The following is a 25780-nucleotide window of genomic DNA, read 5'->3' as shown; positions in this document are numbered from 1 at the left end:
AAAGAGATTGCTAACCACCGCAATACAAAGGCTTTTCGGCCAAGATGGCCGGTAAATCTTTGTTAGGTGGGGCTTCCTATTCTTCCCCTCGTTCTCTTCGGGAAGGTGCTGAAATGATTATTCTTACAGCCGCAGCATTGGGAATCAGCGCCGGGCAAATGCGCTCGGCCGGCGCGATCGCGTTGATCGCCGCGCTGATCGGAATCAGCTTCGCATTGGCGGCGGTATTCTCACCGGGGCCGGTGTCATTTCTGGCGCTCCTCTATGCCGTTCTCGGCTATAATGGCGGCCTTATCCTCTTCGTGCTTGGCCTTTATGCCCATGCACGCTTTCGCACGCCGCGTGTTTCGCACTGACGATTTGCCATAACGATGATCGCCGGCGTCAGTTCGTCGCCGGCCGATAGCGAAAGAACTGCACGGCCGCGTCCGCCGCATTCGGAACCGGCTCCAGAAAAGGCGGAATATTTCCCTTGCCGAGCTGCGCATAGAGGCCGTCCGGCTTCAATTTCGCGAGCTGCCGCGTCTGCGGATCACCAGGGCAGAAGGCGAGCGTCGTGACGCCTGCCCCCTTCAGAAAGGCTTCCGCCTCCTGCGGCTCAGCCATGCCGATATGCAGCTCCGTCAGCATGCCGCCCTGATTGCGGTGATAGGGGGCCGCAAGAACGCGGTTTTGCGTAAAGCGGAGAATTGCGACGCCCATTTCCGACGGCGCGGAGACGAGGCCGACAGGAAGCCCGGCAAGCGGCGCCAGCGCCTCTCTCGATGCACAGGCCTTGTCCTTTGCCGGTTCCGACGCCTTCTTCTGCGCCCCATTCTCCATCTGCAGCGAGATGAGCCCACCGCCAAGGCCCCATGCGGCGGGGACGCCTGCAAGCACCGTCACCACATAGACGAAGGCGACGGCAATATTTTCGCTGTCGCTGTTGGAGATGCGCCTTATGTCGATGATCAGCAGGGCAAGCGGCAGGATGGAGATGAGGTTGGAGAAGGTCGAGCCGCGCACCTGGACGAGCGCGATCGTCCAGCTGATGGAAAGCAGAAACAGCAAGATCAGGTGGACCTGCATGCGGTCGCGCTGGAGGATGCGGAAGATGCAGACGGCGATGCCGAAGAGACCGGCCGCATAGAAGGCGCCGATATCGAAAGGTTCGCTGCGCGCCAGAGCGAAGATCGACTTCGCTTCGGAAACATTGCGTAGCCAGAGTTCGATCAGCATGGGATCGAGACCGGCAAGCGGATCGCTCAGGCACTGCGGCGCGATCACGACAGCCGAACCGAGGACGCCGGCGCCGACGACGGCAAGCGCCGCAAAGCGCAGCGGCCTGGAAAGCCCACTCGCAAACACCGCGCAAAACAGCAGAAGCCCGCCGCCGATCGCCGCCAGGCTGTAGTAACCGAGCGAGAGATTGTCGCAGGTGACCGTCGAATAGAGTCGCGGCGGCACCGTTGCGAAGAAGAGGATGCTGATCGCAATCGCCAGCGCAAGCCCGAAGGACTGGGCGGCGACAGCGAAATCCTTGCCCTCCCACGCCCAGATAACCGCGACCGTCAGGCAGACGGCGGCAACGAAGGGCGTCGTCTCGGCGCCGATGGCGATGGCGATTGCGGCCGCAACGCCGGCAACCGTATAGCTCCAGCCGCGACGCTTCGGATCCAGCAGCATCGCCGTCATCGTCGCGACCAGCGCCAGTTGCGCATTGTGATGATCAATGGCGCCAGGCGCGAACCGGTTTCCGGTATAGATGGCCAGCGCGGTCAGCCCGAGACTGATATGCATGCCGGCAACGCCGCCGATGCGCCGGCCGGCAACGGCCATGGCGAGCATGGCGGGCAGGATGAGCGATACGGGCCAGATGCCGAGGGCCAGCGCCTCGGCCGTCTCGCGCGGCACAAGCAGGCCGAAGAACCAGATCAGCGAGGCGATCGGCAGGTCAATCAACCGCGACCAGTGCATCAGCGTGCCGCCATTGAGGCCGAGACGATATTGCATCAGATCGAACCAGCCCTGGCCGGCGAGAAAATCGCGAACCTCGACGAGGCGCATGCCATCGTCATTGTCGGGGCCGACGTAATCGGTAGCACCATGGAGCCTGGTAACGGCGATGACGGCGGCGAGAATGACGCAATAGGCGATGACGGTCGGCCACAGACGCGTCAGCAGGCCGCGGACGCCGCCGCTCGGGATATCGGTCACGTATGATGCGTTGGTGATCGGCTGTACGGCGTTCATCATCGTTAGCGGTTCGTTTCCGGATGATCGAACATTAGCCTTCACCGATCAAGAAAGTGTAAAACACTCGCGGCGACTGGAGATTTTGCCTGCGTCATAGGGTCTTATTAACGCTGGGCGATTAGGCTCGGCACGGCTTTTGTGTAACGAGTAGAGTCATGGCCCCATCACGCCGCGGTAATCCTGAGATAGCCGTCCTGCTTCCCTGCTATAACGAGGCGGCAACAATCGGTTCTGTCGTGCGAGGGTTCCGGGCGACGCTGCCGGAGGCCGCGATTCACGTCTACGACAACAATTCCACCGATGGGACCGCGTTGCAGGCAATGCTTGCCGGCGCGCATGTCGTGCGCGAGCGGCGACAGGGCAAGGGCCACGTGGTGCGCCGAATGTTCGCCGACATCGAGGCCGACATCTACGTCATCGCGGACGGCGACGGAACCTATGCGCCCGGCGATGCCGAGGAACTGGTGCGCACGCTTCTGACCGAGCGCGCCGACATGGTTGTGGGAGCCCGGCGCGGCGTGCATGCCGATGCCGGCCGCCAGGGCCATGCGCTCGGCAACCGGCTTTTCAACCTGCTCTACCGGACGATTTTCGGCCCTGATTTCACCGATATCTTTTCCGGCTACCGCGCCTTCTCGCGCCGCTTCGTCAAGAGCTTCCCGGCTGTCTCAGGCGGCTTCGAGATCGAAACGGAAATGTCCGTGCACGCCTCGCGGCTGAAGCTGCCGGTCAGCGAGTTGGAGCTCGACTACGGCCGCCGGCCGGAAGGCTCGCATTCCAAACTTTCGACTTTCCGCGACGGGGGCAAGATCCTCTGGATGTTCGCGATGCTGATGAAGGAGACGCGGCCCTTCGCCTTCTTCAGCGCAATCAGCATCGTCTTCATGCTGGCGAGCCTAGGCTTCATGACGCCGGTGCTGGCGGAATATATCGCAACGGGCCTGGTCAGCCGCATGCCGACCTGGGTGCTGTCGATGGCGCTGATGATGATCTCTTTCATGCTGTTTACCGCCGGGGTCATCCTGGATTCGGTTGCGCGCGCCCGCGCCGAACAGCTGCGTATCCACTATATGAGCCTGGAGACGCCGAGCGCAGCCAAACTGCCTGATCGCGAGGCCGCGCCGGCGCTGCGTGGCGGCCGCGGCAAGGCGGATGCCGCGTGAAGAAGCTCATCCGTTTCGCGATTGCCGGCGGCATCGGCTTTCTCGTCGATGCCGGTGTGCTGTCGGCGCTCATCGATCTGACGCCGCTCGGCCCCTTCGTGGCGCGGCTCATCGCGATTGCCCTTGCAATGGCGACGACCTGGGCTTTCAACCGGAACTTCACCTTCGATCGCTCCGGCCGTTCGCTCGCCGCCGAAGGCTTCCGCTACGGCTCGGTCGGCGTCACGACGGCGCTCGTCAATTACGGGCTTTATTCCGCGCTGCTGCTTTCGCTGCCAGGGCTTCAGCCGCTTGCGGCGATGGTGGTCGCCAGTATCGCGGCAATGATCTTCAGCTTCTTCGGCTATTCGCGCTTCGTCTTCCGCGGTTAGTCACACCGCCTCCCAGCCGTCCTTCTCGCTGGCGCGATAGATCGCATCAATGACCTTCTGGTTCAGCTTCGAATTTTCGAGCGTGACGATCTCTTCCTTGCCGTTCTCTACCGCGCGAGCGAAAGCCTCGACCTCGCGCCTGTACTGGCGGCTGTCCTGGAAGCGGAAGATGCGCGATTCATTGTGGCTGCGATCGGCCAGTTCGATCTCTTCCGGCCCCCAGCGATTGGCGTTGAACGGCGACTTGACCTCAATGTAACCGTCGGTGCCGTGAAAGACCATGATCTGGCGGTTGGCCATCTGCGTCGAGACATAGAAGCTCAGCTCGAAATCGTCGAATTCGGCCTTGACGCTCGAATAGACATCGGTGCCGAAATCCGGATCGCGCTCGGTAATCGCCTGGATCCGGAGCGGCTCCTTGCCGGTCGAAAAGCGCGTGCTCATGACGGGGTAGACGCCGATATCGGGAAGGCCGCCACCACCGAGCTCGGGGATGTTGCGCATGTTGGCGGCATCGCGATTGAAATAGGTGAAGACGCCCTGCACATGTCGGAGCGAGCCGATCGCTCCCTCCTCGATCAGCGAGCGTACCTTCTGCCAGACCGGCGAGTAGGTGATCATATAGGCTTCCGTGACCACCACCTTATTGCGGTCGCGAGCGGCGATCACCGCGTCGATATCGCCAGCCTTCAGCGCCAAGGGCTTTTCGCAGAGCACATGCTTGCCGGCATCGGCTGCTTTGATCGACCATTCGATATGCTGCGAGGTCGGCAGCGGGATATAGACGGCGTCGATGACATCCGAAGCCAGCATCTCCTCATAGGAGCCGAAGGCGTGCGGCACGGAGAAGCGGTCGGCCATCTCCCTTGCGCGCGCGAGATCCCGGCTCGCAATCGCCGTGACGACACAATTTTCCGCATCCTGGATGGCGGGAACGACATTGTCGCGCCCGATCTTCGCCGTCGAAATGATACCGAAACGCAGCATGTCCAAGCCTCCCAGACTGATGTCCGCGAACCATATTCAGGGCTTGGCTGCGGCGCAATGGTGCGACATGAAATCACGGAAGTTTGGTTTTCAGGATGCAGAGATCGCGCTAGTTTAACTCGGGCGGCGTTCTGCCGCATCCGCAATTTCACTCACTTAACCATTTTGGAGAGCGTCATGGAAATGCGTCGGCTTGGAAAAACAGGCCTTTCGGTCGCGCCGATCGTCATCGGCGGCAATGTCTTCGGCTGGACGGCCGACGAAAAAACTTCCTTCGCCATTCTCGACGCCTTTTTCGATGCTGGCCTGAACGCGATCGATACGGCGGATGTCTACTCAGCATGGGTGCCGGGCAACAAGGGCGGCGATTCCGAGGAGATCATCGGGCGCTGGCTGAAGCAATCAGGGGTTTCGCGCGACAAGGCCCTCATCATCTCCAAGGTCGGCTCGGACATGGGTCAGGGAAAGACGCTGAAGGCGGGCTATATCCTGAAAGCGGTCGAAGCGTCGCTCAGCCGACTGCAGACCGACTATATCGACCTCTATCTCTCGCACTGGCCGGATGCCGATACGCCGCATGAGGAGACGCTCGGCGCCTATGCCAAGCTGAAAGAGCAGGGCAAGATCCGCGCCATCGGCTGCTCGAATTTTGATGCCGGCCTGCTGCAGGCGTCCTTCGACACCGCCGAAAAGGCCGGCCTGCCGCGTTATGACGTCCTGCAGCCGGAATATAATCTCTACGCGCGCGCAAGTTTCGAGGGGCCGCTCGCAGAGCTTTGTGTCGCGGAAGATATTGGCGTCATCACCTATTTCAGCCTCGCGGCCGGCTTCCTCACTGGAAAGTACCGCAGCAAGGCCGATACACAGGGCCGGGCACGCGAGGGCCGCGTTTCGACATATTTCGACGAAAAGGGCCTGCGCATTCTCGCCGCGCTGGACAAGGTGTCTGCCGAGACCGGCGCCAAGCCGGCGGAGATCTCGCTTGCCTGGCTGTTGCGCAAGAGAGGCGTGACGGCGCCGATCGCCAGCGCCACCAGCCTGGCGCAACTCGAGAGCCTGGCGAAAGCGGCGACATTGTCTCTCTCCGATCAGGCTATGGCGCTGCTCGACGAAGCCGGCGCTGAAGGAACAGAACCATGACAGTGACGATACGCGAAGCCCGCCCTGAGGACGAAACCCGCTGGCGCGAACTCTGGGCGGCTTATCTCGACTTTTACGACGTGACCGTCGAGACCGATATCACCGATCAGACGTGGCGGCGGGTGTTCGATCCCGCCTCCGCAATCGCGATGCGGGTCGCCGACGTCGACGGCAGGATCATCGGCTTTGCGCTCTATCTCACGCATGAGGGCACCTGGATACGCGGCAGGGACTGCTATCTCGAAGACCTGTTCGTCGATGCCGATGCACGCGGCAAGGGCGTCGGCCGGGCGCTGATGGACGATCTCGTCGCGCTCGGCAAGGTAAAGGGCTGGTCGCGACTTTATTGGCATACGAGCGAAAACAACAAGACGGCCCGTGCCCTTTACGACAGCTATGTCGAGAGCGATGGCCATATCCGCTATCGCATCAGCTTTGGAAACCCCTCGTAGAACGCGCCATGATCGCCCTCCCAGTTCGCCATACCCGGCTTGGTGAGGATCCCGCGCGGGCTGACATAGCTATGGATGATTCGCTTCGGCCGTTCGTGCCACTGGATATTAAACGCCCAGAGCTTGGGGAAGAAGCAGAGCGATGCATAAGGCAGGTGGTCGTGGATCCACCAGGCGAGCCGCTGCCAGTCGCTTTCATCACGATAGCGGTCGATCATCCACGGCACGGCGATGCAGACGGCGGCACCCATGCAGCCGTCGAAATCCCTGACATCCCAGATGTGATGGGCTGATGTAGCGGCATTGGTCGAGCAGTTCAGCTTGTTCTCGTTGCCGAACCTGTTGACATCGGGCGAGCGGTAGCCGGAGCGGATGTGCAAACGCCCGAAGGTTGCCTCCAGCGGCTCGAGCAGTTCCTCGCAAAGCCGCCTCCCCGCCTCGATTGCCAGATCGGGATCCTCGGGAATGTTGGGGATGCGGTAGAAATCGGCAATTTCGGAGTGCAGGAAATCGCGGAAGAAGAAATTCCGCGAAAGCCGCACCCGGCCAAGATCCTCCAGACCTTTCATCGAACCCGGCTTCCGCATGATTTTCTCTCCCATGGAAACGGTGGGATGATTGCCCGGAGCCGATTTCCAGTCCACCCGAAATCGATCGGGAACAATTTGCGCGGTCCTCGCTTCTTAATGTGTCGCCGCGTTCGCGGCCTTTCCCAGAACAAGGATCGAGAAAATGGCCAAGGAAAAGACGTTGGAAGATCTCTTCTATGACACGCTCAAGGACATTTACTTCGCCGAGCGACAGATATTGCGCGCCCTGCCGAAGATGGCGCGGGCCGCCCAGTCCTCCGAACTGAAGGCAGGCTTCCAGAAGCACCTCGAGGAAACCGAAGCCCAGGTCGAGCGCCTGCAGCAGGTGTTCGAAAAAATCGGCAAGCGCGCTCAGGGCAAAACCTGCGAGGCGATCCAGGGTATTATCGCGGAGGGCGAAGAGATCATCGAAGAATTCAAGGGCACCACAGCGCTGGATGCCGGCCTGATCTCGGCGGCCCAGGCTGTCGAGCATTATGAAATCGCCCGTTACGGCACGCTGAAGACCTGGGCTGCGACCCTCGGCCTCAAGGACGTCGTCAGCCTGCTCGACCAGACGCTGCAGGAGGAAACGTCCACCGACAAGAAGCTCTCCCAGCTCGCCACAACCGCGGCAAACCAGAAGGCAAAAGCTGCCTGACGGATGCAGAAACGGGCGGCTGTCACTCCTGCCGGCCGCCCTTATCCTTCTCGGAATATCTGAAGAAATCGATAAAGGCGCGCAGCGCCGGACGCATCTGCCGGCGGCTCGGATAATAGAGAAACGGCCCTGGATAGGGCGTGCACCAATCCTCCAGCACGCGCACGAGCCTGCCGCGCGCCAGTTCCGCATGCACCCGCATATCGAAGAGATAGGCAAGGCCGGCGCCGTTCAGTGCTGCAAGCAGGGCCATCCGGTCGTCGCTGACAACCAGCGGCCCGTCGACGGCAACAACGAGTTCCTGACCATCCTTTTCGAATTCCCAGCGATAGATCGAGCCATTCGTGAAGCGCCGCTTGATGCAACGATGATGGACGAGATCACGCGGATGCTCCGGTTTCGGATGGCGTACGAAATAGTCCGGCGAAGCGGCGATGACAGTCGTCAGATTGGGCGAGAACCTGACCGCGATCATGTCGGCCTCCAGACTCTCTTCCAGCCTTAGCCCGGCGTCGAAACCTTCCTTGACGATATCAGTGAAGCCGTCCTCATTGGCGATCTCCAGGGTGATATCGGGATAAAGGTTGAGAAAATCGCCGAGGCGCGGAGCAAGCAGGATATCGGAGGCGAAGCGCGGGGCAGTGATGCGCAGGTTTCCGGCGGGCTTGGCGCGTGTGTCGCGAACGGCCTCCAACGCAACATCGATCTCCTCCAGCGCCGGTCGCAGCCTCTCGAGAAGCAGGCGTCCTTCTTCCGTCGGCGCGACGCTGCGGGTGGTGCGCGCCAGAAGCCTGACGCCCAGGCTTTCCTCGAGACTTGAGATCGCGTGGCTGATGGCCGACGGCGCGACGAGAAGTTCCCTGGCCGCGGCACGGAAGCTGCGATGCTCCGAGACGGCGGCAAGAACGGCGAGTTGGGAGAGCTGTGTTCTGTTCATTGATCGAAATCATAGAACAGCCTGTTAGAAACTGCATGTATTTTCTGATCGGTCGGTGGCCGATATGTCTGTCCGTACCGCCAAACAATGATTTCTCCGGACGCGTGGTGTCATCCGAAATCACTCACACGTGTCGGCATCATGCTCCAGCGGTTCAAAATCAGCTCAGAAAAGGAACCCATCATGAAGACCCGTAAACTCGGAAATGATCTGACCGTCTCCGCCGTCGGCCTCGGCTGTATGGGCATGAGCTTTGCCTATGGCGCCAGCGACGAAGCGGAATCGATCCGGACGCTCAATCGCGCCGTCGATCTCGGCGTCACCTTCTTCGACACCGCCGAAGTCTATGGCCCGTTTACCAACGAGGTTCTTCTTGGAAAGGCGCTGAAGCCTGTCCGCGACCGCGTGGTGATCGCCACCAAATTCGGCTTCAGGATCGATACCAGCCAGGCGGGCGCTGCCGCGATCGCCGGCGTCGACAGCCGCCCCGAACACGTCAGGGAGGTTGCCGAGGCTTCGCTGAAACGTCTCGGCATCGAGACCATCGACCTGCTCTACCAGCACCGGGTCGACCCCAACGTGCCGATCGAGGAGACGGTCGGCGCCATGGCCGAGCTGGTGAGGGAAGGCAAGGTCCGCGCGATCGGCCTCTCGGAAGCCGGCAGCGCCACCATCCGCCGCGCCCATGCGATCCATCCGATCGCAGCGCTGCAGAGCGAATATTCGCTCTGGACCCGCGATCCCGAAGAGGAGGTGCTTGCCACCTGCCGCGAACTCGGCATCGGCTTCGTGCCCTACAGCCCGCTCGGCCGCGGTTTCCTGACCGGCGCGATCCGGAAGGCTGACGATCTCGCCGCCGACGATTTCCGCCGGCAGGTGCCGCGCTTCCAGGCGGAAAATTTCGACGCCAACGCTGCCCTCGTCGCAACGCTCGAGCGGCTTGCCGCCGAGAAGGGCGTGACGGCTGCGCAGCTGGCGCTGGCCTGGGTGCTGAGCCAGGGCGACGACATCGTGCCGATCCCCGGCGCCCGCAGGCTTCACCATCTCGAACAGAACGCCGCCGCTGCCGATATCACGCTGAGCGCAACGGAGATCCGGCAGCTCGGCGACGCGATCCCCGCCGCACAGGTGGCTGGAAAACGCTATTCGGATGCCTCGCTTGCGATGACGAATCTTTAATCGAAAAAGCCCGGCTTAGACTACCGCAGCCGGCCGGGCTTGCCTTCGCGGCCGGCGAAACTATTTAACGCCATCTCAGAGAACGGGATGGAAACATGTCGGACAGGCAGGCAGTCGAACAGACGGTTCATCTCTATGTCGAAGGCATGGCCTTCGCCAATGCGGCGGCCTTGAAGAAGGCCTTTCACCCGAAAAGCTCGATCATCGGCTATTATCAGAATGCCGTCGAATGGCTGACGCGGGACGAATTCATCACCGCGATCCTGGCGGAGGAGCCGGCTGCACCCGGCACCCAGCCCTTCATGGATATACAAAGCGTCGATGTCGAGGGTGACGCGGCGAGCGTCAAGGTCACCGACGATTTCGCCGGAATGCGCTTTACCGACTATCTCTCACTTCTGAAGATCGACGGCCGGTGGGTCATCGTCAGCAAGCTCTACCATCTTCACACGTGAAAGAGCCGGTCGTCGCAACGACCGGTCCCTTGTCTTTGGCGAAGACTGGCAGGATCAGCCTCTGAGGACGCCGCCGGTGAACTTCGCGACACTCGCGACGATCTTCTGCGTCAACGCTTCGAAATCCTCATCCGTCAGCGTGCGCTCGACCGGCTGGATCTGAACCTCGATCGCCACCGACTTCTTGCCTTCGCCGACAGACGCACCTTCGAAGACATCGAAGACGGTGACGCCGGTGACGAGCTTGCGGTCGGCCCCGGTCGCAGCCTTGATGATCGCGCCCGCTTCCACCGTCTTGTCGACGACGAAGGCGAAGTCGCGCTTGACCGCCTGGAAGGGTGAAAGCTCCAGCGCCGGCTTGGTGCGGGTCGCCTTCTTCTTCGGCTCGGCCATCGCGTCGAGATAGACCTCGAAGCCACAGAGGGCACCGGAGACATCGAGCGCTTCCAGTGTCAGCGGGTGGAATTCACCGAAGTAACCGAGCACCACCTTCGGCCCCATCTTGATCGTGCCCGAGCGGCCGGGATGATACCATTCCGGGCCGCCCTGCTCGATCTGGATATTTCCCATCGGCAGGCCGCAGGCTTCGATGACGGCGAGCGCATCGGCCTTGGCGTCGAAGACGTCGACCGGTTTGCCCCCGCCCTTCACGGCATTCGACCACATGCGGCCCCCTCCAGCGAGCGAGGCGGTGCCGCGGCGGATGCCGCCGGCAACGCGGCGCTGGCCGTCCGGCCTGTCATTCTCATAGGTGCCCGAGACTTCGAATATCGCCACGTCGCCGTAGCCTTTGTCGGCATTGCGCTGGGCTGCCGTCAGCAGGCCCGGCAACAGCGAGGGCCGCATATCCGACATTTCGGCGGCGATCGGATTGGCAAGCTTGAGGCCCGGCGAACCGCCGCCGAACAGCCTTGCCTGATCCTCCGGAATGAAGGACCAGGTGACGGCCTCCAGCATGCCGCGCGAGGCAAGAGCACGCTTGGCCGCGCGGGTGCGGATCTGCAGCGTCGTCAGGATCCTGCCATTGACGGCGGCATGGCTTTCGAGCGGCGCCGGCTTGATATTGTCGACGCCGTGGATGCGCATGACCTCCTCGACGAGATCGGCCTTGCCGTCGACATCGGGGCGCCATGAAGGAACGGAGACGGAAACGCGTTCTCCGGAGCCGGAGACCTTGAATCCGAGACGGACGAGGATCGCGTTGCTTTCCTCCGTCGAGACTTCCAGGCCCGTCAGGCGCTTGACCTCGGAATAGGGGAAGTCGACGACCTTCGGATCATAGCCCTCATAACCGACGATCTCGGCCCGTGCGGCCGTGCCGCCGCAGAGCTCGAGCACCAGTTCCGTCGTGCGTTCGAGACCGGGAACCATATATTCCGGATCGACGCCGCGTTCGAAGCGGTAGCGGGCATCGGTGATGATACCGAGGCTGCGGCCCGATTTGGCGATGTTCATCGGGTCCCAGAGGGCCGATTCGATCAGCACGTCGACGGTGTTCTCGTCGCAGCCGGAGTGTTCGCCGCCCATGATGCCGCCGATCGATTCGATACCGTCTTCATCGGCGATGACGACGTTGCTCGGACCGAGCCTGTATTCGCGCTGGTCGAGCGCCAGCACGGTCTCGCCTTCCCTGGCGCGGCGGACGGTCAGGTTGCCCCTGACCTTGGCGGCGTCGAAGACGTGCATCGGCCGGCCCTGATCGAAGGTCATGTAATTGGTGATGTCGACCAGCGCGTTGATGGGACGCAGGCCGATGGCGATCAGCCGCTGTTGCATCCAGCGCGGGCTCGGGCCGTTCCTGACGCCGCGCACCAGACGCAGCGAAAAGCCGGGGCAGAGTTTCGGATCGTCGAGATCGAGCGTCAGCTTGACCGGTGTATCACCCTCGACGGCGAAGGACGGCGCGGCCCGTGTCTTCAGCGTACCGAGACCGGAGGCGGCGAGATCGCGGGCGATCCCGTGGATCGACGTGCAGTCGGGCCGATTGGGCGTCAGATTGATTTCGATGACCGGATCGTCCAGATGCGCATAGGCCGCGTAACTCTGACCGACCGGCGCATCGTCGGGCAGATCGATGATGCCGTCGTGATTGTCGGAGATCTGCATTTCCTTTTCGGAGCACATCATGCCGCGGCTTTCGACGCCGCGGATATTGCCGACGGCGAGCGTCACGTCGATACCGGGAACATAGGTACCGGGAGCGGCGAAGGCGCCGATAAGGCCGGCACGCGCATTCGGGGCGCCGCAGACGACCTGGACCGGCGCGCCGGAACCGGTGTCGACCATCAGCACCTTCAGGCGATCGGCCTGCGGATGATTTTCCGCCGAAACAACCCTTGCGATGACGAAGGGCTTGAACGCCGCCTTGTCGTCGACATGCTCCACCTCCAGACCGATCTGGGTCAGGCGAGTGCAGATTTCATCGAGTGTGGCATCCGTTTCCAGATGCTCCTTCAGCCAGGAGAGCGTGAATTTCATCGTTCCATTCTCCGTTCAAGCGCTCAAACCGCCGAACAGCGTCGGCATGTCGAGCGGGCGGAAGCCGTAATGCGTCATCCAGCGGACGTCGGCGTTGAAGAAGTCGCGCAGGTCGGGCATGCCGTATTTCAGCATGGCGATGCGGTCGAGGCCCATTCCCCAGGCAAAGCCCTGATACTCGTCGGGATCGAGCCCGCCATAACGCAGCACGTTCGGGTGGACCATGCCGCAGCCGAGGATCTCCATCCAGTCGCTGCCTTCGCCGAACTTGACGATCGGACCCGAGCGGTCGCACTGGATATCGACCTCGAAAGAGGGCTCGGTGAAGGGGAAGAAGGACGGGCGAAAGCGCATCGTCACGCTGTCGACCTCGAAGAAGGTCTTGCAGAACTCCTCGAGCACCCAGCGGATATTGGCGACATTGGCCTTCTTGTCGATGACCAGGCCCTCGACCTGATGGAACATCGGCGAGTGCGTGGCATCGCTGTCCTGGCGATAGGTCTTGCCGGGAATGATGATGCGGATCGGTGGCTTCTGCGATTCCATGGTGCGCACCTGCACAGGCGAGGTGTGGGTGCGCAGCACCTTCCGCTCACCGTTTTCGTCAGGATTGAAGAAGAAGGTGTCGTGCATCTCGCGGGCCGGGTGGCCTTCGGGGAAATTCAGCGCGGTGAAATTGTAGTAATCGGTCTCGATATCGGGACCTTCGGCGATCGAGAAGCCCATGTCGGCGAAGATTGCGGTGATCTCATCGACGATCTGGCTGATCGGATGAATGCGCCCGCGCTCGGTCGGCGAGGAGCGCACCGGCAGGCTGACATCGACCGTCTCGGCCTTCAGCCGCGCATTGACCGCCGCCATTTTCAGCACCGACTTGCGTTCGGCAATGGCGTCCGTCACCTCGTTCTTCAGGGCGTTGATCGCAGCACCGCGGGTCTGGCGCTCCTCCGGCGTCATCGCGCCGAGCGTCTTCAGGAGTTCCGAGATCGAACCCTTCTTGCCGAGCGCGCAGACACGCACGGCTTCGAGCGCGGGCTCATCGCCGGCGGCGGCAATATCGGAAAGCAAAGAGGATTTAAGCTGGTCGATATCTGACATTGTCTTCTTTCCGTCCAGATCAGGCGGCGTTCGAAATGCGGGCTGGGGAAGCCGGCGCAAGGAGTACAGAGAAAGAAAAACCCGCGCTAGCCCAAACCAGCGCGGGTTTCCCAAATTTCAATAGAGCATAAAGCCTGGGAAGCGCTGGTTAACGAACCGCGCCTTCAAACTCGTTGGCCGTACCGGTTTCCTTGAGGTACTCAAGCGCCTTCTTGGCGGCGTTGACAAGTGCGCCGAATGCTTCCGGCTCATGGATCGCCATGTCGGAGAGAACCTTGCGGTCGACTTCGATGCCGGCCTTGTTCAGACCATCGATGAAGCGGCCATAGGTCAGACCGAATTCGCGGACGGCAGCGTTGATCCGCTGGATCCAGAGCGCACGGAAGTTGCGCTTGTTGACCTTGCGGTCGCGGTAAGCGTACTGCTTCGACCGGTCGACAGCGGCCTTGGCGGCGCGGATGGTGTTCTTGCGACGGCCGTAAAAGCCCTTGGCGGCCTTCAGAACCTTCTTGTGCTTGGCGTGGGCGGTGACGCCTCTTTTTACGCGTGCCATATCATGATCTCCTTAAATCTAGCGTTCGCGGACGAGTCTCAGAGACCGTTCGGCAGATAATTCTTGATAACCTTGCGGCCATCCGGTTCTGCGAGAACCATGGTGCCACGTGCATCGCGAATGAACTTGTTGGTACGCTTGATCATGCCATGGCGCTTGCCGGCAGCGGCAGCCTTGACCTTGCCTGTCGCGGTGATCTTAAACCGCTTCTTGGCAGAGGACTTCGTCTTCATCTTGGGCATTTTGCTACTCCTTCTGTCCTCCCTGCGCGCTTCATCAAAAAAGCCCTCTCGCGAAGTCCGGTTCTCCGGCCGTCGCAACAAGGTGCGGGAGCGTTTGTTGTTGATCTGCGGCTCCGGCGACGAACCGTTCCGCAAGCATTCGAAACTGCCACGGCATGCCCTGCCGGTCAGTTCGGACGCGCGCTTATAACCGCAGCGTCATCAAAGTGCAACGGGGCCGCGGAGGAATCTTCGCCAGCCCGAGATCGGGATGGCCGAAAGCACAAAAGCCGCCCTTGCGGACGGCCTTGGGCGAAAAAGGCATCTGGCGCTTACTTCGGCGCCAGTACCATCATCATCTGGCGGCCTTCGAGCTTGGGCTCGGCTTCGACCTTGGCGATCTCGGTCGTATCGGCCTTGACCTGCTGCAGAAGCTTCATGCCGAGTTCCTGGTGGGCCATTTCACGGCCGCGGAACTTCAGCGTCACCTTGACCTTGTCGCCCTCGTCGAAGAAGCGGCCCATCGCCTTCATCTTCACCTCATAATCATGGGTGTCGATGTTCGGGCGCATCTTGATTTCTTTGACTTCGACGATCTTCTGCTTCTTGCGCGCCTCGGCAGCCTTCTTCTGGTTGGCGTATTTCAGCTTGCCCAGATCGAGGATCTTGCACACCGGCGGTTCGGCATTGGGGGAAATTTCGACGAGATCGAGGCCGGCTTCTTCCGCCATTCTCAAGGCCTGGTCGGTAGGCACGATGCCCATATTCTGTCCGTCAGCCGCGATCAGCTGAACTTTGGGAATGCGGATTTCACGGTTCGAGCGCGGGCCGTCCTTCACGGGCGCATCGGTCTTAAAAGGTCTGCGAATGGTCGTATTCTCCTCGCGTTGTTTCGGAACGTTGCAGCCGCGCGCTCCCGATCAGGGTGCACAAACGTATCTCGTTATCGCTGCAACGGAGTCAATATCATCCTTTAGCGGAAAAATCACGTGCTGTCAGCCTGCCAAGAATCTGTTTTATAGGCCGAAACAACAGGAGTTACGTCGATGTCCGATCAGATGCCCAATGTCCAGCCGCAGTTCCTGACGGTCGGCGAAGGCGAAGCGGCGCGTGAGATCGCCATGCTGGTGCGCCCGGCGCAAGCCGGCAATAACGCCCCGACGCTTGTTTGGCTACCCGGCTACCGTTCCGACATGAGCGGCACCAAAGCATTGGAACTCGACGGCCTGGCGGGCGAACTCGGTACCGCCTGTGTCCGCCTCGACTATTCCGGCCATGGGCTTTCCGGCGGCAGTTTCCGCGACGGCACGATCTCGCGCTGGCTGGAGGAGGCGCTGGCCGTCATCCGCCACATCGCGCCCGACCGGGTCATTCTGGTCGGCTCCTCGATGGGAGGCTGGATTGCGCTGCGGCTGGCGCAGGAGCTGGCGCGACTGGATGGGCCGAAGCTCGCGGGCATGGTGCTGATCGCGCCGGCGCCCGATTTCACCTATGAACTGATCGAGCCGAAGCTGAAGGCGAAGGAGCGTAGGTCGCTGGCGGAGCGCGGCTATTTCGAGGAGCGCTCGCAATACAGCCCGGAACCAAACATCTATACGCTGGCACTGATCGAGGACGGCCGCAAGAACCGCGTGCTCGACGGCATGATCGAGACGGGCTGCCCGGTGCATATCCTCCAGGGCATGAAGGATCCCGACGTGCCGCATGCGCATGCGATGAAACTTGTCGAGCACCTTCCTGCCGACGACGTGGTGCTGACCTTCATTCGCGACGGCGACCATCGCCTGTCCCGTCCCGGCGATATCGCCCTTATTCTGGGCGCCGTCAAAGGCATCATCCGTACCGCCATGGCCGGGCAATAGCTGCTGAAACAAGCCCCGTCTTGTTGCATTTTAACCATGTCGACGGGTCGCAAGGTCCTCCTAAGAAGTAACGATTGACTCTTCTCGGCCCTCTCCATTAACAATTTGTTAATAATTAAGGGGCGATCGAGGAAAGAGCGGGCGTGCGGATCAAAGGTATCTTTGTGGCCATGATGGCCGTGTTTGCGATGGCGACTGCCGCCATCCCAGCTCCAAGCAGAAATGCTTCCATGGTAACAGGCAACGCCACTTCGCAGCCGATCGGCCATTACGATTTCTGTCAGACCCACAGCAACGAATGCGGCGCAAACCGCAACGCGAGCCCCGTCGAGATGACCCCGGCAGAGTGGTCGCTCGTCCGTTCGGTCAACGCCATGGTCAACCGCACGATCACGCCGATGACCGACAAGGAAATCTACGGCAAGGATGAGGTCTGGGCCTACCCGACCACCGCCGGCGACTGCGAGGATTTCGCGCTTTTGAAGCGCCGCATGCTGATCCAGCGCGGCATTTCGGCCGCCGATCTGCTGATGACCGTCGTGCGCAAGCCCGACGGCGAGGGCCATGCCGTCCTGACGCTGCGGACCGCCGAAGGCGACTTCGTGCTCGACAACCTCGCCGCCGACGTCAAGCCGTGGTTCGGAACGCCTTATTCCTTCGTCAAGCGGCAGTCGAGCTACAATGCCGGCCGCTGGGTCACCATCGAGAACGGCCGCGACGTTCTGGTCGGCGCACTGCGCTGACATTCTAAGAGCGATGCGGGAAAAAGGCCGGCGAAAGCCGGCTTCAGACAGCTGACAAACCCGTCGATATTTTTCGGCGGGTTTTATTTTGGAGTTGGCTGCTTCGAATTGGGTGCGGCTGCGGAGCGGAGGTGGCGGCCTGTGGCCCTCATGCCATGGCTGGTTTGGGTGCTTTGGTGAGCGCCATTGCGATCTTCTTGATGTTTTGGGCTGCGGCGGCCAGCAGGCACTGACAAGCGACGCGGGTCAGACTTCGAAAGCGCGCATAGCGGTGCCCGTGAAGCTGCTTGGCATCGGCGAAGGAGCGCTCGACTGTCTCCTTGCGGCGCTTGTAGATCGCCTTGCCCCAGGGCGTCAGGCGATGAGCGTCGGTGCGCTCCCGGGCGTCTTGCCAGACATGACGGGTGATGGTGCGGACGGCCTTGCTGTTGCTGGTGCACGACGCCAGCAACGGGCAGGAACAGCAGATGGCCGGATCGGATGTGTAGTGTTTGTAGCCGTTGCGGTCGGTGGTGGCATAGGTCAAGAGCTGACCTTCGGGGCAGCGGTAGCCGTCTGTCTCGGGCTCATAGTCGAATTTCGACTTGCGCATCATGCCGGCCTTGGGCGGCGTCGGATTGCGGTAGCCGGTGACGCCGAGAATAGTGCGATCTTCAAGACCCTTGGCGATGCCGGATGTGGCATAGCCGGCATCGAGCCCGACCGCCTTCACATCGAAGTCGAAGCGATGCCGCTGCCGGTCCAGCCGATCGAGATAGACGATACTGTCATGCACATTGGCCGGCGTCACATGCGTGTCGGTGATGATGGCGAGCTTGCCGTCCACCGTGCGGTGATCGAGATAGAAGAAGCCCTTCGGCTTGCCGTCGCGCACCATGTAGCCGGCCTGGGGGTCGGTACGGCTGACCTTGGTCTGCTTCACCTGCGGCTCGCGCTCCTTCTCCGTCAACGGCTTCTGCCCATGCAGCGCCCGCTCAGCCTCGATCGCCCGGTCGAGATCGGCCCAATAGTCGGCACGCGACTTCTCGATCATGGCAAGATCGTACTTGCCCTTGTTGGCATTGGCCTTCAGATGCGTCGAGTCGGTATAAAGCACCGTGCCGTCTACCAGCTTGTGGGCGATCGCCTGTTCGACGATATGGTCGAAGATATCCTGGGCCACCGATGTGTCGCTGAAGCGCCGACGCCGGTTCTGGCTCAGCGTCGAGGCGTCGAACACGCCATCTGCCAGCTTCAACCGCAGGAACCAGCGATAGGCGACGTTGACCTCGATCTCGCGCACCAGCTGACGCTCGGAGCGGATGCCGAACAAATAACCGATGAACAAGGCCCTGAACATCAAGGTCGGATCAAGCGCTGGCCGGCCGTTGTCCGGGCAGTAAAGCAAAGCCACACGATCATGAATGAAGGAAAAGTCGATCACCTGATCAATCTTGCGAAGCAGGTGATCCTTCGGCACTAGGCTATCGAGCGTCACCATCTCGATCGCCGTCTGTTCGGCAGAGGGTTTCTTCAACATGTCCCAATGAATCACAAAACCCCCGGCATCGCCAGGGGTTTGTCAGCAGTCTGAGGCCGGCGAAAGCCGGCCTTTTGCTTTTGGGGATGCAGATGCGCTCTTTCCAGTCCTGACGAGGGCTGATCGCTGTGCCGCACCCTCGCGTGAGATAAGCACCGTCTCCCGGCCCTTCGCTTGGGCTCAGGGCGTTCGTCGCTGCAATCGATTCACTGGATCGATTGCTCGGCTTCGCCGACCGCTCCTCACCCATTCCCAATCAAAATCCCGGCACCGAGAACCAGGCCGCCGCCCAGCACCACCTGGAAGGCGGCGCGCAGGAAGGGGGTCTCCATGTAGCGGTTCTGGATGAAGGCGATCGCCCAGAGTTCGAAAAAGACGATGATCGCGGCAGTGATCGTCGCCGTCCAGAAATGCGGGATCAGATAAGGCAGTGCGTGGCCGAGGCCGCCGAGCGCCGTCATGATGCCGCAGGCAAGGCCGCGTTTGATCGGCGAACCCCTGCCGGAGATCTTGCCGTCGTCATGGGCGGCTTCGGTGAAGCCCATCGAGATGCCGGCGCCGACGGAAGCCGAAAGGCCGACGAGGAAGGTCTGCCAGGTGTCCTGGGTGGCAAAGGCGGCGGCGAAGATCGGCGCCAGCGTCGAGACCGAGCCATCCATCAGCCCGGCAAGACCCGGCTGCACATAGGTCAGCACGAATTGCCGATGCGCCGTCTCGTCCTCGTCGCGCCTGACATCCTCGGGCGTGTGCTTGTCGCCGAGCATGCGGGCAATATCTTCGTGCCCCTGTTCGGCCAGCGCCAGATCACCGAGAAGTTTTCGCGTCGAGACGTCCGAGGTCCGCTTCACCGCCTCGACGTAGAATCGATAGGCCTGTTCCTCCATTGCCTCGGTCTCCTGCCGCATCGCATCGAGCGACAGGTTGGCTCTGAGCCAGTCGGGCTTGCGTTCGTAAAAGCCTTCGACATGCTCGCGCCGGATCAGCGGGATGCGCTCGCCGAAACGCTGACGATAAATTTCGATCAACGATTTGCGATGCGTATCCTCGACCTCGGCCATATCCTCGAAGACCTTGGCCGATGCCGGAAACTCGGGCCGCAATTTGTCCGCATAGGCGAGATAGATGCGGGCGTCGTCTTCCTCGGAGGCAATGGCAAGCGCGAGGATCTCCTGCTCGGACAGCGACTGAAAAGATCGTTTCGAGGATCTGAAAAACCGCGCCAGCATGACTTGCTCCAATAATTTAGAATAATTCTAAACCTAAAGAAGGCGTCGGTGGCGGTCAAGTGGCTGAGGCACATAGGCTGACAGATTGCCGCAAGCACACGGTTGCCTTTGGCGCGCCGGCACAAACACCTATATGAGAGGGCGCCGCATGATGCGGCGCCGGGGTTTATGATGGATAATGACATTCAGGGCCGTCCTGCCCATGTCGCGGCGATCCGCGAAAGGGCGGAGGCGGAGATGCGGGCGATGGGCATCGACGAGGCCTTTATCGGCAGGCTGGTCGAGACTTTTTACGGGCGAGTGCTGGCGCATTCGGATTCGGTCCGGTGTTCGACGCCAGGCTCTCCGGCCGCTGGCCGGAGCATATGGAGAAGATGAAGAGCTTCTGGTCGGCCGTCGCCTTTCGCAGCGGCGCCTATGGCGGCAAGCCGGTGCAGGCACACACCGGCGTCGCGGATCTGACGCCGGATCTCTTTCCGAAGTGGCTGGCGTTATTTGCCGCAACGCTCGACGATGTCGCCCCGTCGCCGGAGGCCAAGGCCTGGTTCATGGCGACGGCGGAGCGGATCGCCAAGAGCCTGACGCTGTCGCTGTTCTACAATCCGGCGCTCGACGATCCGGCCATGAAGGCGGGCTGACGCGTCATTGCCCGGCCGAAAAGGTCGCGCCGGCGCTTGCGGCGACGACCAGGGCCGTTCCTGCCATCTGCAGAAGCGTCATCGGCTGCATCAGAATGATGAAGCCTGCCAGAGCCGCAATGGCCGGTTCCAGGCTCATGAGAATGCCGAACGACGTCGTCGGCATGCGCCGCAGGGCGATCAGTTCCAGCGTATAGGGCAGCAGCGGCACGAGCACGGCGAGGCCCGCCATTTCGATCAGACCATAGGTGTCAAGCGCCGGCGCGGCGCCCGAAAAGCCGAAGGGCGTGGCAACCGCAGCGGCAACCATCAGCGACATGGAAAGCCCTTCCAGCCCCTTGAAGCTGGCGCCGATCTTCTTGGTCAGCACGATATAGATCGCCCAGCCGCTCCCCGCGCCGCCGGCAAAGAGAATGCCCCACATATCCCCGATCCAGCCTTCGCCGTCATGGGCAAGCGCCAGCACACCAAGCGCGGCGATGAGCGGCCAGACGAGGCGCCGGCTGAGACCGTAGCCGATGGTCGCCACCGAAAGCGGGCCGAGAAAATCGATCGCCACGGCAAGGCCGAGCGGAATGCGCTCGATCGCCGCGAAAAAACTCATGGTCATCAAGGCTGTCGTCGTGCCGAGAACGAGCGCGCTTGTCCATTGCTCTCTCGAGTAACGGAATATGCGTGGACGGATGGCGACGACCAGGATGACTGCGGCAAAGACGAGGCGCAGCCAGCTCGCGCCGGCCGGTCCATAGGTAGTGATCGCGTGGGAAGACAGGGCTGCGCCGAACTGGATCGAAGACATGGACAGGAGGCACATCAGCCCGCCGGCCGCCTGGCCGGAGGAGGAGGCTGCGGGCGTTTCCAATGCCAGCACGCCGGCGCCGTCGCTCTTTCCGTCTTTCATCTGCATCTCCGATCGAGTGCTGTTCATACGGAGGCGGCTTGCAACCGACAAATTCAATCTTCTGATCCAGGCAGCAAAAGAGCTGATGCATATCAGAGGCGGCCGGAGAGGATCACCTCTTCGGCCTCTTCGAAACTCATATCGAAGACCTTCCTGCCGATCTCGAAGCTGAAGCCATTGCGGGCGAAGGCGGACAGTTCCTTTGCCTTGCGCTTGTCGTCGAGGTCGCCACGGCGAAAGGGGCCGAAGGCGCGTTTGCGGGCGAATATAGCCGCGGCATAGAGGTCGTCAGCCTCTACGAGCGTCGCCTCGACCTTGTCGCTCGCGACACCCTTGGCAGCAAGCTTCTGGGCGATCGCGCGCTTCGATTTGCCGCCGCGCACGGCAGAGCGCGTGCTGACTTCGGCATAGGCTCCATCATCGATCAGCTTATTGTTATAGGCAAACTTGACGGCGAAATCGGCGACGGCCTTGATCTGGCCCGCGCTGATGTCTTCGAACTTCTCTCTGGCCTTGCGGGTGATGGCGTCGAAGAGCTGCTTTTCCGTCATCATCCGCCGCTCCAGGCGATAGATGGCGGAGTTGCGCGCCCAGCTCAGCATGCGGGGTGTCGGGGTATCGGATGGAACGGTCTCGTCGGTCATCTCAAGCGATCAGGCTTCCAGACCCTTGAGGACATTGGCGACATTGCGGCCGATCTCCGGCACGCCGTAGCCGCCTTCCATGCAGGCAAGCACCGGCAGGCCGGCAGCGGATATCATTGCGCCCATGCGGGTGAAATCGTCGGAGGTGAGACTGAAGAAGGAGATCGGATCGCGCTCGAAGGTGTCGACGCCCAGCGCCAGGACGATCGCTTCGGCGCCGAAGGCCTTGATGCGGGCGAGCGCATCGGCAAGGGCAGAAGACCAGGCCTCGAAGGGCGTGCCGGGCGGCATCGGATAATTGCGGTTGGTCCCCGCGCCCGCCCCCTCGCCCTCCTCGTCGGCATGGCCGAGGAAATAGGGAAAGGCGTGCATCGGATCGCCATGCAGCGAGACGGTGAAGATATCGCCGCGGCGATAAAAGAGATCCTGGGTGCCGTTGCCATGGTGGAAGTCGACATCGAGCACGGCGACCCTGGCCGCACCATGATCGAGCAGCCGCTGGGCCGCGACCCCCGCATTGTTGATGAAGCAGTAGCCGCCAAAGAGATCGATGCCGGCGTGATGGCCGGGCGGGCGGCAGAGCGCGAAGGCGAAACGATGGCCCTCTGCCAGCCAATCGGCGCCCGTAACGGCGCAGCGCATCGAGGCGATTGCCGCTTCGTAGGAGCCCTTGGTGATCGAGGTATCGGCAGCATTGGCATAATGGCCGATCGCGCCGACGATATTGTCGGGCACGCGCTGGCTGGTGCGGCGCACCGGGAAGGAATTAGCGATCGCCTCGCCCTCGAAGCCGGCCGCCGCCCAGCGGTCCCAGACGGTGGCGAGAAAATCGAGATAGGCGGGATCATGCACCTTGTTTGCCGTTTCCAACCCGTGTGCATCGGGAGCGACGACATCGGCAAAGCCCGCCTCCTTGACCGCTGCCAGGATCCATTCGGCGCGGAGCGGCGCCTCGAAGGGCGTCACCAGCTGGCCGGCATAGAGCTCGGTCCTGGCGTCGCGCAGCTTATGATCCTCGGAATAGATGACGCGCATTGCAGATCCTGCCCCTGATTGACAATCGAGATTTACACGGCTTCGCCCCAACGAAAAAGCGGTGTGTCGGCTGGATCGCAGCGCTAAATGACACCACCTTCGCCGATGTTTTCAGATCGAGGATATTTTCCGCATGAAAGTGCTGATGGTCGATGTCGACGGCGTGCTCATTCATGGCCGGCCGACCGACGGCCTGCCGCACTTCACCTATCTCGAGCGCGATCTCGGGCTGCGCCTCGACCTGCTGCAGCAGGCGTTCTTCCAGACCTGTTGGAACGACATCGTCATCGGCCGCGAGGCGTTGGAACCGCGGCTTTCGGCCGTGCTTGCAGAGATCGCGCCGCATCTCAGTGCCGCAACCCTGATCGATTATTGGTTCGAAAATGATTCCCGCCTCGATCTCAATCTCCTGGAAGAGCTTGCCGCCCTCCGGCAAAGCGGTGTTGCCCTCTTTCTGGCGACCAATCAGGAACATAGGCGGGCGCGCTACCTGATGGAAGAGGCCGGCCTCGGCGCGCATGTCGACGGCATCATCTATTCCGCCGCGCTCGGACACCGCAAACCTTCGCCGGATTTTTTCCGGCTGGCGACAGAACGTGTCGGCGCCCTGCCCGGCGAAATCGCCTTCATCGACGACATGGCGGAAAATATCGAAGCGGCGCGGCAGTTCGGTTGGAACGCGGCGCAATGGACGGCGGACACCACACTTGCCGGGGCATTTCCGGGTTTGCGCCGGCTGGCGTGAGCGGAGCCGGCGCAATCAGGCGAGCCGCTTGTAGAACAGGGTGGTATCGCAGAAGCCACCCTGCGGCCACAGCGCATAATCGGGAATGACGCCGACGCGCTCCCAGCCCAAGCGCGGATAAATCGCCTCCGCATCGCTGCCGGTTGCCGTGTCGAGCACGAGCAGGGTTTTGCCGCGCTTTCTCGCCTCCCGCTCGGCGGCTTCCATCAGCAACCGGGCGATACCCCTGCCGCGGGCGGAGCGATGCACCAGCAGTTTCTTCAGATCACCGCGATGCGGCTGGTTCGGCATCTGCGCAGCACCCACCTGCACGGTACCGACGATGCTGCCATCGAGTTCGGCGACCAGCAACAGATTACCGCCCGCCGCAACGGCATCGGCGACGTCGCGCCAGTAGGGCTCGGCATCGTCAGGCCCATAGGGCTGCATGAAGCCGACCGAAGCGCCGCCAGCCACGCAATCGGCAAGCACCTGCGATAGCGCCGGAATGGCGGCGCGCGCCTCTTCGGCGGAAAGGGTGCGAATGTCAGGCATGTTCTTCTCCTGAAATGAAAGTCGTTATCGGCCGCCGCGATCGAGCACGACGCAGTAGTGCGCCGGCGCGTTGCCGGGATTGTGGAAGACATGACCCTCGCCGACGGGCATGAAGAGGCAGTCGCCGGGACGCAGCCGGTAGACCATCTCACCGGCCGTCATCTCCAGCTCGCCATCGAACAGCCAGACATGCTGGGTCATGCCGCGGGAGGCCGCATGCGGGGGAAAGCTGACGCGGGCGCCGGCGGGAAATTCGACTTCGACAATATCGACATCGGAGGCGGTGCCGGGCGCCGAGACCGCGCGCCTGCGATAGCCGGTTTCCGGATCGCGCCAGACCTGCTGGTCCTGCCGGCGGGAGAACGGCGAGGCCTGCTGTCCCTCCTCTGCGAAGAAGGCCGAGAGCGACAGGCCGAGGGCGGCGCAGATCCTTGCCAGCAGCGAGGCGGTCGGGCTCGCCTCGGCCCGTTCGATGCGCGAAATCATAGCCCGGCTGACGCCGGAGGCGGTGGCAAGATCGTCCAGCGTCAAGCCCTTTTCCAGCCGCAGCTTGCGGATGCGAATGCCGATCGCCTGTTCGAGTTGCTGGTCCATCGTCCACCCGTGATTCTACCATAGGAGAAATACATGATCCAATGATGGAATCAAGCCAATAAGCGGCGCGCACGCAGCTTGCCTTCACCGCAGCCTCGCCGGTATATGTCAGCGCGATCGATGGAGAGAATAATGGACGCCAGCACCCAGAGAACGGAACTGACGGGAAGCTTTACGGCCGCCGCCTGGGACAGGATTGCGCCCATCATGGCCGAGATCGAGGCGCTGCCGCTGCTGACGCGGCTCTCCGACGGCACGCTGCCGGCGGAAATCTTTCGCCACTACATTCTGCAGGACGCGCTTTATCTCAAGCACTATGCGCGATGCCTTGCCATCGTCGCGGCCAAGGCGCCCGACAATGCGCAGGTGCTGCGTTTCCTCGGCTCGGCGCAGAAGGCGATCACTGTCGAGCAGGGCCTGCATGCGGGCTTCCTCACCCAGTTCGGCATCATGGCCGCGGATGTGACCTTGGCCGAGCCGTCGCCCACCTGCTTTGCCTACACCAATTTTCTGCTGGCCACCGCCTATCACCGCTCCTACGCGGTGGCGCTTTCCGCCATTCTGCCCTGCTTCTGGATCTACTGGCATGTCGGCGAGGCGATCAAGAACCGGCCTGTTATCGAGGGCAATGCCTTCCAGGCCTGGATCAACACCTATGGCGATCCGCAATTTGCCGCCGGTGCGCGCGAAGTGATCGCGCTGACCGACATCGCCGCTCGCGCCGCCTCGCCGGCGGAGCGCACAGAGATGACCGATGTCTTCGTGCGCGCCGCGCAATATGAATGGATGTTCTGGGATTCGGCCTGGCGGCTGGAGACCTGGCCGGTCTGAGACGCGTCC

28 protein-coding genes and 1 pseudogene are annotated in these 25780 nt (G+C 61.9%); 13 read left to right on the top strand and 16 right to left on the bottom strand.

Translation table 11 applies throughout. The features are described 5' to 3' along the window. Window positions 1–113: 113 nt before the first annotated feature. Window positions 114–356, top strand: coding sequence for a hypothetical protein (locus J2J99_RS01560; protein WP_168295448.1), 243 nt, complete (start codon window positions 114–116; stop codon window positions 354–356). A 28-nt stretch (window positions 357–384) separates the two neighbouring features. Here J2J99_RS01560 and J2J99_RS01555 read toward each other — a convergent pair whose 3' ends face one another. Then, window positions 385–2232 (bottom strand): hypothetical protein, encoded by a 1848-nt coding sequence (locus tag J2J99_RS01555; protein WP_168295498.1) that lies wholly within the window; start codon window positions 2230–2232, stop codon window positions 385–387. Between the two features lie 158 nt (window positions 2233–2390). Here J2J99_RS01555 and J2J99_RS01550 point away from each other — a divergent pair, with 158 nt between their 5' ends. Both J2J99_RS01550 and J2J99_RS01545 read left to right on the top strand, forming a co-directional pair. Then, the gene (locus tag J2J99_RS01550) at window positions 2391–3398 is read left to right on the top strand and encodes a glycosyltransferase (RefSeq protein WP_168295450.1); all 1008 of its coding nucleotides are present in this window, start codon (window positions 2391–2393) and stop codon (window positions 3396–3398) included. Then, complete coding sequence (locus J2J99_RS01545; RefSeq protein ID WP_168295452.1) at window positions 3395–3769, top strand: GtrA family protein; 375 nt, start codon at window positions 3395–3397, stop codon at window positions 3767–3769. The genes J2J99_RS01550 and J2J99_RS01545 overlap by 4 nt, the downstream gene beginning before the upstream one ends. Here J2J99_RS01545 and J2J99_RS01540 read toward each other — a convergent pair whose 3' ends face one another. After that, a complete protein-coding gene (locus J2J99_RS01540) occupies window positions 3770–4756 on the bottom strand; it encodes a Gfo/Idh/MocA family protein (RefSeq protein ID WP_168295454.1) in 987 nt (328 codons plus the stop codon). It abuts the gene before it with no gap. Window positions 4757–4933: 177 nt separating this feature from the next. On the opposite strand from J2J99_RS01540, the gene J2J99_RS01535 reads away from it, so the two are divergent. Beyond that, window positions 4934–5896 carry an aldo/keto reductase gene (locus tag J2J99_RS01535; protein WP_168295456.1) on the top strand — a complete coding sequence of 321 codons (963 nt, stop codon included), beginning with the start codon at window positions 4934–4936 and terminating at the stop codon, window positions 5894–5896. After that, a complete protein-coding gene (locus tag J2J99_RS01530) occupies window positions 5893–6348 on the top strand; it encodes a GNAT family N-acetyltransferase (protein WP_168295459.1) in 456 nt (151 codons plus the stop codon). The genes J2J99_RS01535 and J2J99_RS01530 overlap by 4 nt, the downstream gene beginning before the upstream one ends. On the opposite strand, the gene J2J99_RS01525 is transcribed toward J2J99_RS01530, so the two are convergent. Then, window positions 6318–6935 (bottom strand): hypothetical protein, encoded by a 618-nt coding sequence (locus J2J99_RS01525; protein WP_168295461.1) that lies wholly within the window; start codon window positions 6933–6935, stop codon window positions 6318–6320. The two genes, J2J99_RS01530 and J2J99_RS01525, sit on opposite strands and share 31 nt — an antisense overlap. Window positions 6936–7080: 145 nt before the next feature. Between J2J99_RS01525 and J2J99_RS01520 the strand changes: the two genes are divergently transcribed. Beyond that, window positions 7081–7578 carry a YciE/YciF ferroxidase family protein gene (locus tag J2J99_RS01520; protein WP_168295463.1) on the top strand — a complete coding sequence of 166 codons (498 nt, stop codon included), beginning with the start codon at window positions 7081–7083 and terminating at the stop codon, window positions 7576–7578. Between the two features lie 22 nt (window positions 7579–7600). On the opposite strand, the gene J2J99_RS01515 is transcribed toward J2J99_RS01520, so the two are convergent. Beyond that, on the bottom strand, window positions 7601–8515 hold the full coding sequence (locus J2J99_RS01515) for a LysR family transcriptional regulator (RefSeq protein WP_168295465.1): 915 nt from the start codon (window positions 8513–8515) through the stop codon (window positions 7601–7603). A gap of 183 nt (window positions 8516–8698) precedes the next feature. On the opposite strand from J2J99_RS01515, the gene J2J99_RS01510 reads away from it, so the two are divergent. Both J2J99_RS01510 and J2J99_RS01505 read left to right on the top strand, forming a co-directional pair. After that, window positions 8699–9694: an aldo/keto reductase gene (locus J2J99_RS01510; RefSeq protein ID WP_168295467.1), complete on the top strand. Its 996-nt coding sequence runs from the start codon at window positions 8699–8701 to the stop codon at window positions 9692–9694. Window positions 9695–9789: 95 nt separating this feature from the next. Next, window positions 9790–10149 (top strand): nuclear transport factor 2 family protein, encoded by a 360-nt coding sequence (locus tag J2J99_RS01505; protein ID WP_168295469.1) that lies wholly within the window; start codon window positions 9790–9792, stop codon window positions 10147–10149. 54 nt (window positions 10150–10203) lie between these two features. Here the strand turns inward: J2J99_RS01505 and pheT are convergent, their stop codons facing one another. The 5 genes from pheT to infC form a co-directional block, all read right to left on the bottom strand. After that, the gene (pheT, locus tag J2J99_RS01500; RefSeq protein WP_168295472.1) at window positions 10204–12627 is read right to left on the bottom strand and encodes a phenylalanine--tRNA ligase subunit beta; all 2424 of its coding nucleotides are present in this window, start codon (window positions 12625–12627) and stop codon (window positions 10204–10206) included. 15 nt (window positions 12628–12642) lie between these two features. After that, the gene (pheS, locus tag J2J99_RS01495) at window positions 12643–13725 is read right to left on the bottom strand and encodes a phenylalanine--tRNA ligase subunit alpha (RefSeq protein ID WP_168295474.1); all 1083 of its coding nucleotides are present in this window, start codon (window positions 13723–13725) and stop codon (window positions 12643–12645) included. A gap of 148 nt (window positions 13726–13873) precedes the next feature. Continuing rightward, a complete protein-coding gene (gene rplT / locus J2J99_RS01490) occupies window positions 13874–14278 on the bottom strand; it encodes a 50S ribosomal protein L20 (protein ID WP_004673860.1) in 405 nt (134 codons plus the stop codon). Between the two features lie 38 nt (window positions 14279–14316). Next, on the bottom strand, window positions 14317–14520 hold the full coding sequence (gene rpmI, locus J2J99_RS01485) for a 50S ribosomal protein L35 (RefSeq protein WP_003570998.1): 204 nt from the start codon (window positions 14518–14520) through the stop codon (window positions 14317–14319). 311 nt (window positions 14521–14831) lie between these two features. Continuing rightward, on the bottom strand, window positions 14832–15368 hold the full coding sequence (gene infC, locus J2J99_RS01480) for a translation initiation factor IF-3 (RefSeq protein WP_077991295.1): 537 nt from the start codon (window positions 15366–15368) through the stop codon (window positions 14832–14834). 177 nt (window positions 15369–15545) lie between these two features. Here infC and J2J99_RS01475 point away from each other — a divergent pair, with 177 nt between their 5' ends. Together J2J99_RS01475 and J2J99_RS01470 are read left to right on the top strand one after the other, a co-directional pair. Continuing rightward, on the top strand, window positions 15546–16361 hold the full coding sequence (locus J2J99_RS01475; protein ID WP_168295476.1) for an alpha/beta hydrolase: 816 nt from the start codon (window positions 15546–15548) through the stop codon (window positions 16359–16361). 143 nt (window positions 16362–16504) lie between these two features. After that, a complete protein-coding gene (locus J2J99_RS01470; RefSeq protein ID WP_168295478.1) occupies window positions 16505–17104 on the top strand; it encodes a transglutaminase-like cysteine peptidase in 600 nt (199 codons plus the stop codon). Window positions 17105–17252: 148 nt separating this feature from the next. Here the strand turns inward: J2J99_RS01470 and J2J99_RS01465 are convergent, their stop codons facing one another. Both J2J99_RS01465 and mbfA read right to left on the bottom strand, forming a co-directional pair. Then, window positions 17253–18623 carry an IS1182 family transposase gene (locus J2J99_RS01465; RefSeq protein ID WP_207600942.1) on the bottom strand — a complete coding sequence of 457 codons (1371 nt, stop codon included), beginning with the start codon at window positions 18621–18623 and terminating at the stop codon, window positions 17253–17255. A 242-nt stretch (window positions 18624–18865) separates the two neighbouring features. After that, window positions 18866–19849 (bottom strand): iron exporter MbfA, encoded by a 984-nt coding sequence (gene mbfA, locus J2J99_RS01460; protein ID WP_168295501.1) that lies wholly within the window; start codon window positions 19847–19849, stop codon window positions 18866–18868. A 171-nt stretch (window positions 19850–20020) separates the two neighbouring features. On the opposite strand from mbfA, the pseudogene J2J99_RS01455 reads away from it, so the two are divergent. After that, window positions 20021–20487: pseudogene (locus tag J2J99_RS01455) on the top strand (group III truncated hemoglobin). 4 nt (window positions 20488–20491) lie between these two features. On the opposite strand, the gene J2J99_RS01450 reads toward J2J99_RS01455, so the two are convergent. From J2J99_RS01450 to J2J99_RS01440, 3 genes are all read right to left on the bottom strand, one after another. After that, window positions 20492–21388: an EamA family transporter gene (locus J2J99_RS01450; protein ID WP_168295504.1), complete on the bottom strand. Its 897-nt coding sequence runs from the start codon at window positions 21386–21388 to the stop codon at window positions 20492–20494. Between the two features lie 92 nt (window positions 21389–21480). Continuing rightward, a complete protein-coding gene (gene recX, locus J2J99_RS01445) occupies window positions 21481–22032 on the bottom strand; it encodes a recombination regulator RecX (protein ID WP_168295506.1) in 552 nt (183 codons plus the stop codon). Window positions 22033–22041: 9 nt separating this feature from the next. Beyond that, window positions 22042–23067, bottom strand: coding sequence for a histone deacetylase family protein (locus J2J99_RS01440; protein WP_168295508.1), 1026 nt, complete (start codon window positions 23065–23067; stop codon window positions 22042–22044). A 133-nt stretch (window positions 23068–23200) separates the two neighbouring features. On the opposite strand from J2J99_RS01440, the gene J2J99_RS01435 reads away from it, so the two are divergent. Continuing rightward, window positions 23201–23812 (top strand): HAD-IA family hydrolase, encoded by a 612-nt coding sequence (locus J2J99_RS01435; protein WP_168295510.1) that lies wholly within the window; start codon window positions 23201–23203, stop codon window positions 23810–23812. A 15-nt stretch (window positions 23813–23827) separates the two neighbouring features. On the opposite strand, the gene J2J99_RS01430 is transcribed toward J2J99_RS01435, so the two are convergent. Then, window positions 23828–24346: a GNAT family N-acetyltransferase gene (locus J2J99_RS01430; protein WP_168295512.1), complete on the bottom strand. Its 519-nt coding sequence runs from the start codon at window positions 24344–24346 to the stop codon at window positions 23828–23830. 24 nt (window positions 24347–24370) lie between these two features. Next, window positions 24371–24940, bottom strand: coding sequence for a helix-turn-helix domain-containing protein (locus tag J2J99_RS01425; protein ID WP_168295514.1), 570 nt, complete (start codon window positions 24938–24940; stop codon window positions 24371–24373). 132 nt (window positions 24941–25072) lie between these two features. Here J2J99_RS01425 and tenA point away from each other — a divergent pair, with 132 nt between their 5' ends. After that, window positions 25073–25771: a thiaminase II gene (tenA, locus tag J2J99_RS01420; RefSeq protein ID WP_168295516.1), complete on the top strand. Its 699-nt coding sequence runs from the start codon at window positions 25073–25075 to the stop codon at window positions 25769–25771. Window positions 25772–25780: the final 9 nt, after the last annotated feature.

Origin of the sequence: Rhizobium binae, assembly GCF_017357225.1 — a bacterium.
Classification (GTDB): domain Bacteria; phylum Pseudomonadota; class Alphaproteobacteria; order Rhizobiales; family Rhizobiaceae; genus Rhizobium; species Rhizobium binae.
The sequence above is the reverse complement of the archived record's forward strand: the minus strand, read 5'-3'. Positions and strand labels throughout refer to the sequence as shown.